The sequence below is a fragment of the Aurantimonas sp. genome (genome assembly GCF_964217435.1).
GTDB lineage: Bacteria > Pseudomonadota > Alphaproteobacteria > Rhizobiales > Rhizobiaceae > Aurantimonas > Aurantimonas coralicida.
The window spans coordinates 114,352-129,745 of record NZ_CAXPJM010000020.1; the positions used below are offsets into that span (position 1 = coordinate 114,352).

The window sequence follows — 15,394 nt, forward strand, 5'->3', positions numbered from 1 at the left end:
GCGGGCGGTGCGCCGCCCCTTGCGGATCGACGCGAAATGCCGATGTTAGTCCGTCGCACGCCCCCGGCGTCGGATCATTTCCACAAGCCATGCCCCGTGAGAAGGAACCAACAATGACCCATCCCGTCATTGCGGACGGCAATGTCGCCGTCGTCACCGGTGGCGCGTCCGGCATCGGCCTTGCCGCCGCCAAGCGCTTTGCCGCCGCCGGCATGACCGTCTGCCTGGTCGACCGGATCGAGGAGCGGCTCGCCGCCGCCAAGGAGGCCGTCGCCGCCGAAAGCCCGTCGGGCACGGTTCTGACGTCGAACACCGATGTCGGCGACCGCGCCGCGGTCGAGGCGCTGGCCAAGAACCTCTTCGGCCGCTTCGGCACGATCCATCTTCTGTTCGACAATGCCGGCATCCAACCGGGCAGCAGCATCTTCGGGCCGCAGGCCAACTGGGACGCGGTGCTGCGGGTCAATCTGCACGGCGCCATCCAGGTCGCCCAGATCTTCGGCGAGCGCATGGTCGCCGGCGGCGAGCCCGGCCTGATCGTCGTCAGCGGCTCCAAGCAGGGCATCACCACGCCGCCGGGAGACCCGGCCTACAACGTCTCCAAGGCCGGGCTGAAGGCCTTCACCGAGGCGCTGCAGCACGATCTGCGCAACCGCGAGGGCTGCCGGGTCGAGGCGCGGCTGATGATCCCGGGCTTCGTCTTCACCCCGCTGACGCGGGGCGAACGGGTCGAGAAGCCCGACGGCGCCTGGACGCCGGAACAGACCGCCGACTTCATGCTGGAGAAGCTCGGCACCGACGATTTCTACATCCTCTGCCCGGATGGCGAGGTGACCCGCGAGATGGACGAGAAGCGCATCGCCTGGGCGGCGGGCGACATCGTCGAGAACCGGCCGCCGCTGTCGCGCTGGCACAGCGACTGGGCCGAGAAGTTCAAGGCCTAGGCCGCGGGCCGCTAGGGCGCCGGGTTCATTCGCGGTTGCGGGCGAGGGCGAGCAGGCGATCGACGGCGATCACCCGCTCCAGCTCGTCCGCGATCGCATCCAGGGCGGCTTCGACACCCGCCCGGTAGCCGGTGTCGGCGGCGTCGAGGCCGAAGCGGGCGAGGAAGCTGCGGCGCCAGCCATCGGCGCCGAACAGCCCGTGCAGATAGGTGCCGAAGACCCGTCCGTCGGGCGATGTCGCCCCGTCCGGGGCCCCGTCTATGAGGCAGACCGGCCGGGCGCAGTCGGGGCCGGCGGTGCGGCCGAGATGGATCTCGTAGCCGTCGAGCGGCGCGCCGTCGGGCGCGGTGACCCGCGCCTCCCGCACGGTCTTTTCCGGCTCCATGACCGTTTCGACATCCAGCAGTCCAAGCCCCTCTGCCTCGTGCACCGGCCCCTCGATGCCATGCGGATCGCGCACCACGCGGCCGAGCATCTGGTAGCCGCCGCACAGGCCGACGACATGGCCGCCGCGGGCGTGATGGGCAGCAAGATCCCGGTCCCAGCCATTCGCCCGGCAGGCGGCCAGATCGCCGATGGTCGATTTCGAGCCGGGGATCAGCACCAGCGCGGCATGATCCGGCAGCCGGTCGCCGGGCCGCACGAAGACGACTTCGACATCCGGCTCGGCTTTCAGCGGGTCGAGATCGTCGAAATTGGCGATCCGGCCGAGCAGCGGCACGGCGACGGTCAGCTTCCGTCCGGCGCCTGGCGCCGACAATCGTTCCAGCGCCACCGAATCCTCGGCCGGCAGCTTCGCCGCGGCGGCGAGATGCGGCACGACGCCGAGGCTCGGCCAGCCGGTGAAGTCGGTGATGGCGGCGAGCCCGTCGTCGAACAGCGAGACGTCGCCGCGAAACTTGTTGATCAGATAACCGGCAATCTGCCGCCGGTCGGTCTCGGGCAGGATGGCGTGGGTGCCGACCAGCGAGGCGATGACGCCCCCGCGGTCGATGTCGCCGACGAGGATCACCGGCACGTCGGCGGCGGTGGCAAAGCCCATGTTTGCGATGTCGTTGGCGCGCAGATTGATCTCGGCCGGCGATCCGGCGCCCTCCACGATGACGAGATCGGCATCGGCGGAGAGCCGTGCGAAGCTGTCGAGCACCGTGTCGAGAAAGCCGGCCTTCAGCCGCTGGTAATCGCGGCCCTTCGCCTCGCCGGCGACCCGGCCGCGCAGGACGATCTGGCTGCCGGTCTCCGATTGCGGTTTGAGGAGCACCGGGTTCATGTCGACCGTTGGCGCCGTGCCGCAGGCCAGTGCCTGCAGCCATTGCCCGCGGCCGATCTCGCCGAAGCCGCCGGTCTCCGGAATCAGCGCCACGGCGGCGTTGTTCGACATGTTCTGCGGCTTGAACGGCCGCACCTTCAGGCCGCGCCGGGCAAACAGCCGGCAGAGGCCGGCGACCAGCACGGTCTTGCCGACATCCGATCCGGTGCCCTGGAGCATGATGGCGGGGGTCCGGGGCATGCGGCAGATCCTTGGCGGGGCGGGCAGGCGGCAGGAACGGAAGCTGTGTCTCTGCCCCGCAATAGCATTGCTGCGACCGCCGACCCAAGCACCGTTGCCGGGCCCTTCGGCCGGGCTCGCGAACACTTCGTTTGACGGCGGGGCGGCTTGCGGTCTAGGCCATGGCTTGAACTGACGGTGCCCGCGTGACGGGCTGAAATCATTCCGGTGCGGCCGACCCAAGCAGGGGGCCAAGACGGAGCTGTCGGACCGAACCGCAGACCGGCTCCGGCCGCCGCGGCTCCTCCGGCTTCGAGATGAGAGGAACGGGGGCGATGAAGGCTTTGATGCTGTGCGGCCATGGCAGCCGCGACCAGGGCGCCATGATCGAGTTCGGCGGCCTCGCCGAGAAGCTGCGCACCCGGCTGCCCGACTGGTCGGTCGAGCACGGCTATCTGGAATTTGCCAAGCCCGTCATCCGCGACGGCCTCGACAAACTGAAGGCATCGGGCGCCGAGACGGTGCTGGCGCTGCCGGGCATGCTGTTTGCCGCCGGCCACGCCAAGAACGACATCCCTTCCGTCCTCAACACCTATGCCGCGGCCAATGGCCTGCGCATCGAATATGGCCGCGAGCTGGGCGTCGATCTGAAGATGATCCGCGCCGCCGGCGAGCGCATCAAGGAATGCCTGCGCGCCGATGGCTGGCAGGATGGCGAGCCGCTGCACGACACCATGCTGGTGGTGGTCGGCCGCGGCGCCTCGGACCCCGACGCCAATTCCAACGTCGCCAAGGTCATGCGGATGCTGTGGGAGGGCCTCGGCTTCGGATGGGGCGAGACGGTTTATTCGGGCGTCACCTTCCCGCTGGTCGAGCCGGGCCTCGAACATGCCAGCCGCCTCGGCTACAGCCGCATCGTCGTCTTCCCGTATTTCCTGTTCACCGGCGTCCTGGTGCGGCGGATCTACGACCAGACCGACATCGTCGCCGCCGCCCATCCCGAGATCCGCTTCCTCAAGGCATCCTATCTCGGCGCCCATGATCTGGTGGTGGAGACCTTCGTCGACCGCCTCGGCGAGATCCTCAAGGGCACCAACAACATGAACTGCCAGATGTGCAAGTACCGCGAGCAGGTGCTGGGCTTCGAGGCGGAAGTGGGCCTGGCGCAGGAGAGCCATCACCATCACGTCGAGGGCGTCGGCTCGTCGGCCGACTGCACGCTCTGCGACACGGTCTGTACCGGGGCCTGCCGGACGGCCGCAGCGGCAGCTTCGGGGGCAGGGCATGCCCACGGCCACGATCATGGCCATGTCCACGCGCATGACCATAAAACAGCCGCCGATCACGGGCACGGCCATGGGCATGACCATTCCCACGCCGATTCCCACGGCCACCATCACCACGCGGCGCACGATCATGCTCACGGGCACGGTCACGGCCATTCGCATGGTCATGGCGGTGCCGACCACCATCACCACCCCTATCCCCATGCCGACCACCCGCTCGGCCCGCGCTCCATGCGCAAGGGCTGACGGGGTGCCGCACTCCAGCTTCACGAGGATCGGATGACGCCGCTGTTCGACCGCTACGCGATCGTCGACTGGTCCGCATCGAACACGCCGACCACCGGCAAGGATTCCATCTGGATCGCCTTTGCCGAGCGCGAGGGTGCCGAGACGCGGCTCCTGGAAACCGCCAACCCGTCGACTCGCTCGGCGGCGATGGCGATGCTGCGGCAGTTCTTCCGGGACTCGCTGGCCGAGAACAAGCGCGTCTTCGCCGGTTTCGACTTCCCCTTCGGCTATCCCGCCGGGGCGGCCGCGGCGATCGCCGGGACGCCGGACTGGCGCGCCCTGTGGCATTTCCTCGCCGAGGCGATGCAGGACCGCGACGACAATTTCTCCAACCGCTTCGAGGTCACCGGCCGGCTGAACCGCGAGGCGCTGGCCTTCGCGCCGATGTACTGGGGCCGTCCGATGCACCAGGAAGTGCCGGGCCTGCCGGTTGCGCGGCCCGAGCCCTATCCGACGGCGTTGCCCGAAAAGCGCCTCGCCGAGCAGCGCACCGCCAAGGCCCAGCCGGTCTGGAAGCTGGCCTTCGCCGGCAGCGTCGGCAGCCAGGCGATCACCGGCATTGCCCGGCTCGAGCATCTGCGCCGCGATCCTGAATTTGCCGAGCACGTGTCGGTCTGGCCCTTCGAGACGCGCTTTGCCGACGATCTCGGCGCGCCGATTGTGCTCGCCGAGATCTATCCGAGCCTCGCGGCGATCGAGAAGGGGGAGAAATCCTGTCTCGACGAGGCGCAGGTGGAAGGGCTGGCGGACATCTTCGCCCGCTTCGACGCCGAGGGCCGCTTCGGCGAGCTCCTGGCGGCGCCGACCGACCTCTCCGAGGCCGAGCGCGGCAGCGTCCTGACCGAGGAAGGCTGGATCGCCGGCCTTGGCCACCGGCTGGCCGAGACGGCGGCCGAGGAGCCGGACGCCTATGTCGCGCCGGGCTCGCGGCTCAACTATCTGCGCGATCCCGCCGCGATCTATGCCGAGAGCTTCCGGCAGATCCGCGCCGAGACCGACCTGTCGAACCTGCCGGAAAACGCCCACGACCTCGCCATTCGGCTGATTCATGCCTGCGGCATGCCCGACATCGTCTCCGACCTCGTCCTGTCCGAGGACGCGATCGAGGCCGGACGCGCGGCGCTCGACCGGGGCGCGCCGATCCTCTGTGACGCCGAAATGGTCTCCCACGGCATCATCTCGTCGCGGCTGCGCCAGCAGAACAAGATCGTTTGCCGGCTGAACGATCCGCGCACGCGCCGCATTGCCGAGCGCGAGAGCACGACCCGGTCGGCGGCCCAGGTCGATCTGTGGAACGACGTCATGGACGGCGCCATCGTCGCCATCGGCAACGCGCCGACGGCGCTGTTCCGCCTGCTGGAGCGCATCGACGAGGGCGCGGCACGGCCGGCGCTGATCGTCGGCCTGCCGGTCGGCTTCGTCGGCGCAGCCGAATCCAAGGCCGAGCTGGTGCGCGACCCGCGCGGCATTCCCTTCGTGACCCTGACCGGCCGGCGCGGCGGCAGCGCCATGGCGGCCGCCGCGGTCAACGCGCGGGCACAGGGGCTCGAATAGGCCATGACCGACGCGGCCCAGCCCTGGCTGACGGTGGTGGGAATCGGCGATGGCGGGCTCGACTCGCTGTCGTCGGAAGCGCTGGACGCGCTGCGTGCCGCCAAGACGATCTTCGGCGGCGAGCGCCATCTGGCGATGCTGGACGATTTCAGCGCCCAGCAGATCACCTGGGAAAAGCCCTTCGGCGATTCCATGATCGCGCTGCAGGCCTGTGCCGGCTCGCCGACCGTGGTGCTGGCGACCGGCGATCCGATGTGGTTCGGCGTCGGCGCGACGCTGACGCGTCATGTCGACCCAGCCGAAATGCGGGTGCTGCCGTCACCCTCCGCGTTCCAGTTGACCGCCGCCGCGCTTTGCTGGCCGCTGGCCGACTGCCAGTGCCTGACCGTGCACGGGCGCCCGCTCGAGACGGTGTCGCGGCATCTGGCGCCGGACGCCCGGCTGCTGATCTATTCGGCCGACGGGAGCTCGCCGCAGGCTCTTGCGCGGCTGCTCACCGGGCGCGGCTACGGGCCCAGCCGGATCGTCGTCTGCGAGCATCTGGGCGGCACCCGCGAGCGCATCCGCGCGACGGTCGCGGCCGATTTCGAGCTGACGGGCATCGCCGACCTCAACACCGTCGCGGTGGAATGCGTCGCGGGCCGGGCCGCCGAACCGCGGCCGCTGGTGCCGGGGCTTGCCGACGACGCCTTCGTCAATGACGGCAAGATGACCAAACGGGTCCTGCGCGGCCTCGCCATCTCGGCCTTGCAGCCGCTGCCGGGCCATCTCCTGTGGGATGTCGGCGCCGGCTCGGGCTCGATCTCGGTGGAATGGCTGCGCACGGCGCCGGGCATGGCGGTAATCGCCATCGAGCCGGTCGCCGAGCGTCTGGCCATGATCCGCGAGAATGCGGACGCGCTGGGTGTGCCGGAACTCCGCATCGTCGAGGGGACCGCCCCGGACGCCTACGCTGATCTGCCGGCCCCGGACGCGATCTTCATCGGCGGCGGCCTGACCGACGGCGTGTTCGACGCCGCCTGGGAAGCGCTGAAGCCCGGCGGGCGGATGGTCGCCCACGCTGTCACGCTGGAATCCGAAGCGATCCTCCTCGACCTGCATGCGCGGCTCGGCGGCGAGCTGATGCGCATCCAGGTCGACCGGGCCGAAAAGGTCGGGCCCTATCGCGGCTTCCGGCCGGCCATGCCGGTCATCCACTGGCATGTGACCAAGAGCGACCGCCCGTGAGCGCGCCCGGTACCCTCTACGGGCTCGGCGTCGGGCCGGGCGATCCGGAACTCCTGACGCTGAAGGCGCTGCGCATCCTGAAGGCCGCGCCGGTGATCGCCTATCCCGCGCCGGACCACGGCACGAGCTTTGCCCGCGCCATCGTCGACGGCTATCTGACCGGCGCGCAGGAAGAGATCGCCATCGTCGTGCCGATGCGCACCGAGCGCTTTCCCGCCGCCGCCATCTACGACGAGGCCGCGGCAAGGATCGGCGACCGGCTGGCCGCCGGCCAGGACGTGGCGGTGTTCTGCGAGGGCGATCCGTTCTTCTACGGCTCCTTCATGTATCTGTTCGAGCGCCTGTCGCGCCGCTTTCCGGTCGAGATCGTGCCCGGCGTCTCCTCGGTGATGGCCGCCACCGCCGCCTCGCGCCGCCCGCTGGCCGCCCGCAACGACATCCTGACGGTGATCCCGGGGCCCCTCGACGACGATGCCCTGCGCCAGCGGATCGAAGCGTCCGAGGCCTTTGCCATCATGAAGCTCGGGCGGCATTTCGGCCGCGTGAAGGCGCTGCTCGGCGCGATGGACCTGACCGACGCCTGCGCATATTGCGAGCGCGTGACCCTGCCCGAGGAGCGCATCATGCCGCTGGCCGACGTGACCGGCGACGCCCCCTATTTCTCGATGATCCTCGGCTATCGCGGTGCCGAGCCCGGCATTCGGGACGCGGTCATCCAGCGCCGGGAGACCGCGCAATGACGAACCCGGCCATCATCATTCTGTCCGACGCAGCCCGGCCGCTCGCGGATCGTCTTGCGACGCATCTCGGCGGCGAGATCCACGGTGCCGCCGGCCGCTGCCTTGACGCGCCCGTTCGTTTCGAGGTCGCCGGTCCGCATCTGCAGGCGCTGTTCCGGGAGGGCCGGCCGATCGTCGCGTTGATGGCGGCGGGGGCGCTGATCCGCATCCTTGCGCCGCTGCTGTCGGATAAATCCGCCGAGCCGCCCGTCGTTGCCGTCGCCGAGGACGGCTCGGCCGCCGTGCCGCTGCTCGGCGGTCATCACGGTGCCAACGATCTGGCTCGAGCGATCGCAGCCGAACTCGGCGGCGTCGCCGCCGTCACCACCGCCGGCGACCTGCGCTTCGGCGTCGCGCTCGATGCGCCGCCGGCCGGCTGGCGTCTGGACAACCCGCAGGATGCCAAGCCGGCCATGGCGGCGCTCGTCTCCGGCGCCCATGCCAGGCTGGAGGGCGAGGCCGCGCCCGCCGCCGACTGGCTGACCACCTCGCGGATTCCCTTCGCCTTGGACGGCGCGGTACGCCTGCGCGCCAGCATGGAAGCAGGGGAACCGAATGCCGGTGAACTGCTCTACCGGCCGCAGAGCCTCGTTCTCGGCATCGGCAGCGAGCGCCATGCGCCGGCCGAGGAGGCGATCGCGCTGGCCGAGGCGACGCTTGCCGAAGCCGGCGTCAGCCCGCTGGCGCTGGCCGCCATCGCCTCCATCGACCTGAAGGCGGACGAGCCGGCGGTTCATGCGGTAGCTGCGCATTTCGGCGTGCCGGCGCGGTTCTTTGCAGCCGCCGAGCTGGAGGCCGAAGCGCCGCGTCTTGCCACGCCCTCGGACATCGTCTTTGCCGAGACCGGCTGCCACGGCGTCGCCGAGGGTGCGGCGCTGGCATCCGTCGGCACCGACGGGTGCCTGCGGCTCGCCAAGCGCAAGAGCCGCAGGGTCACCGCCGCGCTCGCCGAGGCGCCTCGACCGCTGGACGCAGGCCGCATCGGCCGGGCGCGGGGCAGGCTCTCGGTGGTCGGCATCGGCCCGGGCGGCGCCGAATGGCGCTCGCCGGAGGTCAGCGACATGGTCGCCGCGGCCAGCGATCTCATCGGCTATTCGCTCTATCTCGACCTGCTCGGTCCGCTGGCCGACGGCAAGACGCGTCACGATTTCGACCTCGGTATGGAGGAGGCGCGGGTGCGCCACGCCATGGAACTGGCCGGCAAGGGCCGCGACGTCGCGCTGGTCTGCTCGGGCGATGCCGGCATCTACGCCATGGCGACATTGGTCTTCGAGCTCCTCGACAAGGACGGCGTGTCGGCCGATGCCAGGCGCATCGCCATCGAATGTTCGCCGGGCATCTCGGCGTTGCAGGGCGCCGCGGCCCGCGCCGGGGCACCGCTCGGCCACGATTTCTGCACCATCTCCCTGTCCGACCTGCTGACGCCCTGGGACGACATCCAGCGACGGGTGCGCGCGGCGGGCGAGGGCGACTTCGTCATCGCCTTCTACAATCCCGTCTCGCGCAAGCGCCGCACTCAGCTCGCCTTCGCCCGCGACGAACTGCTGAAGCATCGCCCCGCCGACACACCGGTGATCCTCGCCACCAATCTCGGCCGCACGGGCGAACGCCTGCGTGTCGTGCCGCTGAGCGCCCTCGACGTCGACGATGTCGACATGCTGACCGTGGTGATCGTCGGCTCGTCCGACACGCGCACCGTGGCCACCGGCGACGGGCGGGAATGGGTCTATACGCCCCGCGGCTATGCCGGGAAGGCCGGCACCGGCATGGCGGAGAGCCCTCGAAAGGACAACGCGGCATGACCGTCCATTTCATCGGCGCCGGACCCGGCGCGCCCGACCTGATCACCGTGCGCGGCCTGCGCCTGATCGAATCCTGCCCGGTCTGCCTCTATGCCGGCTCGCTGGTGCCCGAGGCGGTGGTCAAGGCCGCACCCGAGGGGGCGAAGGTGCTCGACACGGCGCCGATGACGCTGGACGAGATCGTCGACGAGATGGCGGCGGCGCATGAACGCGGCGAGGACGTGGCCCGGGTGCATTCCGGCGACCCGTCGCTCTACGGCGCCATCGCCGAGCAGATCCGCCGCCTGAAGGCGCTCGACATTCCCTTCGACATCACCCCCGGCGTGCCGGCCTTCGCCGCCGCGGCGGCGGCGCTGCAGACGGAGCTCACGGTTCCGGAAATCTGCCAGACGGTGATCCTGACTCGCACGGCGATGAAATCGTCGAAGATGCCGGAAGGCGAGGAACTGTCGACGCTCGGCCAGAGCGGCGCGACGCTGGCGATCCATCTTTCGGTGCGCAATATCCCCCATATCCAGCGCGAGCTTCTGCCGCTGCCGGCCTATGGCGAGGATTGCCCGGCGGTGATCGCCTATCGCGTCGGCTGGCCCGACGAGGCGTTCATCCACGGCACGCTGGGCGACATTCACCGCAAGGCGCGCGAGGCCAAGCTGACCCGCACCGCACTGATCTTCGTCGGCCGGGCGCTGGGCGCCGAGGACTTCATCGATTCCAAGCTCTACGACGCCGGCCATGTCCATGTGCTGCGGCCGAGGCGCAAGCAGGCCGCGGTCTAGGCGGCGATGCCGAGGAGCGCGAGAACCGCGTCGAGCGAGCCGGCCAGCGGCGGCGGCGGGGCCGGGGGCCGCGCGATCATCACCACCGGCAGGCCCAACCGGCGGGCCGCCTCGACCTTGGCGTATGACGTCGCGCCACCGGAATTGCGGCAGACGAGATGCGTGACGCCGAGCCGGCGCAGCAGCGCGGCTTCGGTCTCTGCGTCTGAGGATGGCCGGCCGAGGACGATCTCGGCGGCAAACGCCAATGGCGGCTCCGGCGGATCGATCATCCGCACGACGGGCGTCAGGTCCGGCCGATGGGCGAAGGGCGCGAGATGCTGCCGCCCCAGCGCAAGGAACGGCCTTGCGCCGACGGGCAGGGCGTCCCGCGCAGAGCCAAGGCAATCGGCGTCGATCCAGGTGTCGTCCGCCTGCTTGTCCCAGGCCGGGCGGACGAACGCGATCCGCTGGACGTCGGCAAGCGCTGCGGCCCTGGCGGCGTTGCGCGAGATGCCGGCGGCGAAGGGATGGGTGGCATCCACCAGCCAGCTTGCGCCCGCCTCCCGCAGGAAGGCCGCAAGCCCCTCGGCGCCGCCGAAGCCGCCGATGCGGATCTCGCAGCCCGCAGGCAGGATCGGCCTGGCCGTGCGGCCGGCGAGCGACAGGACGATCCGCGGCGCGGGCTCGCTCGCGCAGAGCCGGCTTACCAGCGCGTTCGCCTCCGCGGTGCCGCCAAGGATCAGGATCGTCTCAGCCGGTGCGGGCAACCACGCCTCCGGCCCGGTCGACCACGATGATGTGCGGCGTGACGGGGGCGCCGCGCAGGATGGCGGCGGCGCTGCCCTGCGCCCGCACGGCAATGGCGTTCGCAAGATCGATGTTCTCGCCTGCGCACAGATCGAGCACGGCCTTGGCCGTGTTGGCGCCGAGGATCGTCTCGCGCAGCGTGGCACCGCGCCCGGGCGCGATCGTCTCGGCCAGGTCGGCGAGGAAGGCGAAGTCCACCTGGCTGCGGCCGGAATGCAGGTCCATTGCGCCTTGGGCCAGCTTGGTCAGCTTGGCGAAGCCGCCGGCGATGGTGACGCGGGGCACCGGATGGGCGCGCAGATATTTGAGCAGCCCGCCGGCAAAATCACCCATGTCGAGATAGGCGATCTCCGGCAGCTCCGGATGCAACGCCCGCGCGGCGTCCTCGCTGGCCGAGCCGGTGGCGCCGACGACATGGTCGAGCCCGGCCGCCCGCGCCACGTCGATGCCGCGATGGATGGAGTGGATCCAGGCCGAGCAGGAGAATGGGTGGACGATCCCGGTCGTGCCGAGGATCGACAGGCCCCCGAGAATGCCGAGGCGCGGGTTCCAGGTCCTGGCCGCCAGCACCTCGCCATCGGTGACCGACAGGGTGATCTCGACATCCGACGAGCGGCCGTGTTCGCCGCAGAGCGCCGTAACGACGTCACGCATCATCTGCCGCGGCACCGGATTGATCGCCGCTTCGCCGACGGCGATGGGCAGTCCTTCGCGGGTCACGGTGCCGACGCCGGGCCCGGCGCGAAAGACGATGCCGGAGCCGGGCGCGGCGAAGGAGAGGGTGGCTATGATCTCGGCGAGATGGGTGACGTCGGGATCGTCGCCCGCATCCTTGATGATCGCCGCCATGGCGTTGTCGCCGGTCCGTTCGGCGCGGTTCAGCGCGAAGGCCGGCGTCTCGCCCTTGGGCAGGGTGATCGTCACCGGATCAGGGAAGTCGCCGGTCAGAAGCGCGGTGAGGGCCGCCTTGGTGGCTGCAGTGGCGCAGGCGCCCGTGGTCCAGCCGCGGCGCAGGCTTTCGCCCTTGTCGCGGGACCCGTCCGTCCTGTCGTCGCCGAGATTGAAGCCCATCGGCGCCTTATAGGCGGGGCGGCGGCCGGCGGAAAGCGTCCGGTTGCCGATGCAGGGCCGGAGGCCGGGCGATGAGCGGACTGATGATCGCCGCGCCCCATTCGGGCGCCGGCAAGACCAGCGTGACCCTCGGGCTCCTGCGGGCACTGCGGCGCCGGGGCATCGCGGTCGGATCGGCCAAGGCCGGGCCGGACTATATCGACCCCGCCTTCCATGCCGCCGCCAGCGGCGCGCCCTGCGTCAATCTCGACCCGTGGGCGATGCGGCCGGCGCTGCTTGAAGGGCTGGCGGCAGAGGCTCGCGCGACGGGTGGCCTCGTCGTCGAGGCGATGATGGGCCTGTTCGATGGCGCGGCCGATGGCAGCGGTTCGGCCGCCGATCTCGCCGCAGGGCTTGGCCTGAAGATCATGCTGGTCGTCGATTGCGCCCGCCAGTCCCATTCGGTGGCCGCGCTGGTCCGGGGCTTCGCCAGCCATCGCGAGGATACCCGGATCGCGGGCCTGATCCTCAACCGTGTCGGCTCGCCGCGTCATGCCGCGCTGCTCACCGAGGCGCTGACACCGCTTGGCATTCCGGTGCTGGGGGTGCTGCCAAGACGGGGCGATCTTGCCCTGCCCGAGCGCCATCTGGGGCTGGTGCAGGCCGGCGAGCACGCCGATCTCGATGCCTTCCTCGACCGTGCCGCCGACTGGATCGAAACCGGTTGCGACGTGCCGGCCCTTGCCGCTCTGGCCGGCGGCGGGGATCCCGAGCGCAACCATCCTCCGGCGCCACCGCTCGCCCCGCTCGGCCACCACATCGCGATCGCCCGCGACGCGGCCTTCGCCTTTGCCTATCCGCATCTCATGGATGGTTGGCGCCGGGCCGGGGCCGAACTGTCCTTCTTCTCGCCGCTGGCCGACGAGGCGCCCGACGACCGCGCCGACGCGATCTATCTGCCGGGCGGCTATCCGGAGCTCCATGCCGGGCAGATCGCCGGGGCCAGCCGCTTCAAGGCAGCCATGCTGGCCGCGGCGGCGAGGGGCGTTGCGATCTATGGCGAATGCGGCGGCTATATGGTGCTCGGCGAGGCGCTGACCGATGCGGAGGGCGACACTCATCCGATGCTCGGCCTCTTGCCGCTGCGCACGAGCTTTTGCGAGCGTCGGCTGCATCTCGGCTATCGGCGCCTGACGCCGTGCGGCCCGGGTCCCTGGGCCGGGGCGCTGCGGGCGCATGAGTTTCACTACACGGCCATCGTCTCGGAAAGGCCGGGCGACCCGCTGTTCACCGCCGAGGATGCGCGCGGCGCGGCACTGGGCGATTACGGCCTGCGGCGGGGAAGCGTCTTCGGCTCCTTCCTCCATCTCATCGACGCGGAGGCGTGATGGCGTCGCCCGATCCCAAAGCGCTCCAGCATGGCGGGGCACTGGATGCGGCGATCGCACGCCATGGCGGCGCGCGGGCCGACTGGCTCGACCTGTCGACCGGCATTAATCCGTCACCGCCTTGCCTGCCGGAACTCGATCCGACGCTCTGGCAGCGGCTGCCCGAGGCCGGGCTCGAGCACGCCGCGCTGGCGGCGGCGCGACGTTGCTACGGCGCGCCCGACAGGGCCGGCATCGTCGCCGCGCCCGGAACGCAGGCGCTGATTGCGGCGCTTCCGCATCTCTTCGCGCCGACGGATGTCGCGATCCTCGCGCCGACCTATTCCGAGCACGCCCTGACCTTCGCCGCCGCTGGCCACCGGGTCAGCCGTTTCGCGCAACTGGAGGCGGTGTCGGCCGAGGCGCGGATTGTGGTGGTCGTCAACCCGAACAATCCCGATGGCCGCGTCTTCGAGCCGGCGGAACTGCTCGCCCTCGCCGATCGGCTGGCGGCGCGGGACGGCCTTCTGATCGTCGACGAAGCCTTTGCCGATGTCGATGGGGCCCGCTCGCTCGCGCCCTGCACGGGGCGCGACGGGCTGCTGGTCTATCGCTCCTTCGGCAAGTTCTTCGGTCTGGCGGGGCTGCGCCTCGGTTTTGCACTGACGACGCCGGCCCTGGCCGCGCAGCTCGGCGAGAGGCTCGGCACCTGGGCGGTCTCCGGGCCGGCGCTTGCCATCGGCGCGGCGCTGCTGGGCGATGACGCTCTCGTAGCGGAGACGCGGGCCGGCATCCTGCGGCAGCAACGGTTCCTGAGGGCCACGCTCGGCGCCGTTGGCCTGCCGCTGGTGGGCGGCACGGGGCTGTTCGCCACCGTCGCGCATCCGCGCGCCCACGATCTCTTTGCTGCACTCTGTCGGCGCCGCATTCTCACACGTCCGTTCCAGACGCCCGGCGACTGGCTGCGATTCGGCAATCCTGCGGATGGGGCAGAGGCCGCGCGTCTTGAAGCGGCGTTGCGCGCGGCGCTCGCCGAAATCGACGGCGCGCCATGAGCCTGCATTTCGCCCTGCTTCTTGCCGGGACGGGGCTGGACCGGCTGGTGGGCGACCCGGATTGGCTCTGGCGCCGTCTGCCGCATCCGGTGGTGCTGTTCGGCAAGGCCGTCGATGCGCTGGATGCGAGGCTCAACCGCGAGGGCTATTCCCAGGCCCGCCGGCGACGGAACGGCTTTGTCGCCGCTGCGATCCTCGTCGGCGGAGCGGCCGCGATCGGCCTCGTCCTATCGCGTGTCTTCGCCATGGCGGGACCGCTCGGCTGGGCGCTGGAGATCCTCGTCCTGGCGGTGTTTCTCGCCCAGAAGAGCCTCGTCGACCATGTGCGCGCCGTCGCCGACGCGCTGGAGGGTGAAGGGCTGGCCGGGGGCCGTCGAGCGGTGGCGATGATCGTCGGCCGCGACCCCGATGCGCTGGACGAAGCCGGCGTCTGCCGGGCGGCGATCGAGAGTCTTGCCGAAAACGCCTCGGACGGGGTGGTGGCACCGTTCCTCTGGTATCTGGTCTTCGGCCTGCCGGGGCTGCTGGCCTACAAGGCGGTCAACACCGCCGATTCGATGATCGGCCATATGAATGCCCGCTACCGCGCCTTCGGCTTCGCCTCGGCCAAGCTCGATGACGCCATGAACTGGCCGGCGGCGCGGCTCACGGCGCTGCTCTTCGCCCTCGCCGCTGCGTTTCGCGCCCGCCGCCTGTCTCTTATCGGATCAGTCATGGCGATTGCCCGGCGTGACGCGCCGCGGCACCGCTCGCCCAATGCCGGCTGGCCAGAGGCGGCGGTTGCGGCCGCCCTCGATCTGTCGCTGGGCGGCCCGCGGCGCTACGGCGAGCTCGTGGTCGATGCGCCGATGCTCAATGCGGCGGGACGGCGCGCCGCGAAAGTCGCGGACATCGCGGCGGCGATCGGCCTGTTCGGCGGGATGGCCAATCTTCTCCTGTCGATCGCGGCGATCCTCGCGCTCGCAGCCTGGACCCTCGGCCTGTGAGC

General features: G+C 70.6%; 13 protein-coding genes. 10 read left to right on the forward strand and 3 right to left on the reverse strand.

Features of this window, described 5'->3' with window-relative positions:
• Positions 1 to 113: 113 nt before the first annotated feature.
• Positions 114 to 944, forward strand: coding sequence for an SDR family NAD(P)-dependent oxidoreductase (locus tag ACEQX1_RS08940; RefSeq protein ID WP_370196740.1), 831 nt, complete (start codon positions 114 to 116; stop codon positions 942 to 944).
• 25 nt (positions 945 to 969) lie between these two features.
• On the opposite strand, the gene ACEQX1_RS08945 is transcribed toward ACEQX1_RS08940, so the two are convergent.
• Positions 970 to 2,454 (reverse strand): cobyric acid synthase, encoded by a 1,485-nt coding sequence (locus ACEQX1_RS08945; protein WP_370196741.1) that lies wholly within the window; start codon positions 2,452 to 2,454, stop codon positions 970 to 972.
• A gap of 314 nt (positions 2,455 to 2,768) precedes the next feature.
• Here ACEQX1_RS08945 and ACEQX1_RS08950 point away from each other — a divergent pair, with 314 nt between their 5' ends.
• The 6 genes from ACEQX1_RS08950 to cobM are packed head-to-tail and all read left to right on the forward strand — an operon-like array spanning position 2,769 to position 10,145.
• Positions 2,769 to 3,965 (forward strand): sirohydrochlorin chelatase, encoded by a 1,197-nt coding sequence (locus ACEQX1_RS08950; RefSeq protein ID WP_370196742.1) that lies wholly within the window; start codon positions 2,769 to 2,771, stop codon positions 3,963 to 3,965.
• A gap of 33 nt (positions 3,966 to 3,998) precedes the next feature.
• A complete protein-coding gene (locus ACEQX1_RS08955) occupies positions 3,999 to 5,561 on the forward strand; it encodes a precorrin-8X methylmutase (RefSeq protein ID WP_370196743.1) in 1,563 nt (520 codons plus the stop codon).
• 3 nt (positions 5,562 to 5,564) lie between these two features.
• Positions 5,565 to 6,788 (forward strand): precorrin-6y C5,15-methyltransferase (decarboxylating) subunit CbiE, encoded by a 1,224-nt coding sequence (gene cbiE / locus ACEQX1_RS08960; protein WP_370194117.1) that lies wholly within the window; start codon positions 5,565 to 5,567, stop codon positions 6,786 to 6,788.
• Entirely contained in the window at positions 6,785 to 7,528 is a 744-nt protein-coding gene (cobI, locus tag ACEQX1_RS08965; protein WP_370194116.1) for a precorrin-2 C(20)-methyltransferase, read from the forward strand. The genes cbiE and cobI overlap by 4 nt, the downstream gene beginning before the upstream one ends.
• On the forward strand, positions 7,525 to 9,369 hold the full coding sequence (cobJ, locus tag ACEQX1_RS08970; protein ID WP_370196744.1) for a precorrin-3B C(17)-methyltransferase: 1,845 nt from the start codon (positions 7,525 to 7,527) through the stop codon (positions 9,367 to 9,369). The genes cobI and cobJ overlap by 4 nt, the downstream gene beginning before the upstream one ends.
• The gene (gene cobM, locus ACEQX1_RS08975; RefSeq protein ID WP_024349420.1) at positions 9,366 to 10,145 is read left to right on the forward strand and encodes a precorrin-4 C(11)-methyltransferase; all 780 of its coding nucleotides are present in this window, start codon (positions 9,366 to 9,368) and stop codon (positions 10,143 to 10,145) included. Before cobJ ends, cobM begins: the two co-directional genes overlap by 4 nt.
• Here the strand turns inward: cobM and ACEQX1_RS08980 are convergent.
• Positions 10,142 to 10,894 (reverse strand): cobalt-precorrin-6A reductase, encoded by a 753-nt coding sequence (locus ACEQX1_RS08980; RefSeq protein WP_370192399.1) that lies wholly within the window; start codon positions 10,892 to 10,894, stop codon positions 10,142 to 10,144. The two genes, cobM and ACEQX1_RS08980, sit on opposite strands and share 4 nt — an antisense overlap.
• Positions 10,878 to 12,005, reverse strand: a complete 1,128-nt coding sequence (locus tag ACEQX1_RS08985) for a cobalt-precorrin-5B (C(1))-methyltransferase (protein WP_370196745.1) — start codon at positions 12,003 to 12,005, stop codon at positions 10,878 to 10,880. Before ACEQX1_RS08985 ends, ACEQX1_RS08980 begins: the two co-directional genes overlap by 17 nt.
• Before the next feature lie 71 nt (positions 12,006 to 12,076).
• Between ACEQX1_RS08985 and ACEQX1_RS08990 the strand changes: the two genes are divergently transcribed.
• From ACEQX1_RS08990 to cbiB, 3 genes are read left to right on the forward strand one after another with little or no spacing between them, the layout of a single operon-like run.
• Positions 12,077 to 13,372, forward strand: coding sequence for a cobyrinate a,c-diamide synthase (locus ACEQX1_RS08990; RefSeq protein WP_370192400.1), 1,296 nt, complete (start codon positions 12,077 to 12,079; stop codon positions 13,370 to 13,372).
• A complete protein-coding gene (cobD, locus tag ACEQX1_RS08995) occupies positions 13,372 to 14,406 on the forward strand; it encodes a threonine-phosphate decarboxylase CobD (protein ID WP_370192401.1) in 1,035 nt (344 codons plus the stop codon). Before ACEQX1_RS08990 ends, cobD begins: the two co-directional genes overlap by 1 nt.
• Positions 14,403 to 15,392: an adenosylcobinamide-phosphate synthase CbiB gene (gene cbiB, locus ACEQX1_RS09000; RefSeq protein WP_370192402.1), complete on the forward strand. Its 990-nt coding sequence runs from the start codon at positions 14,403 to 14,405 to the stop codon at positions 15,390 to 15,392. The genes cobD and cbiB overlap by 4 nt, the downstream gene beginning before the upstream one ends.
• Positions 15,393 to 15,394: the final 2 nt, after the last annotated feature.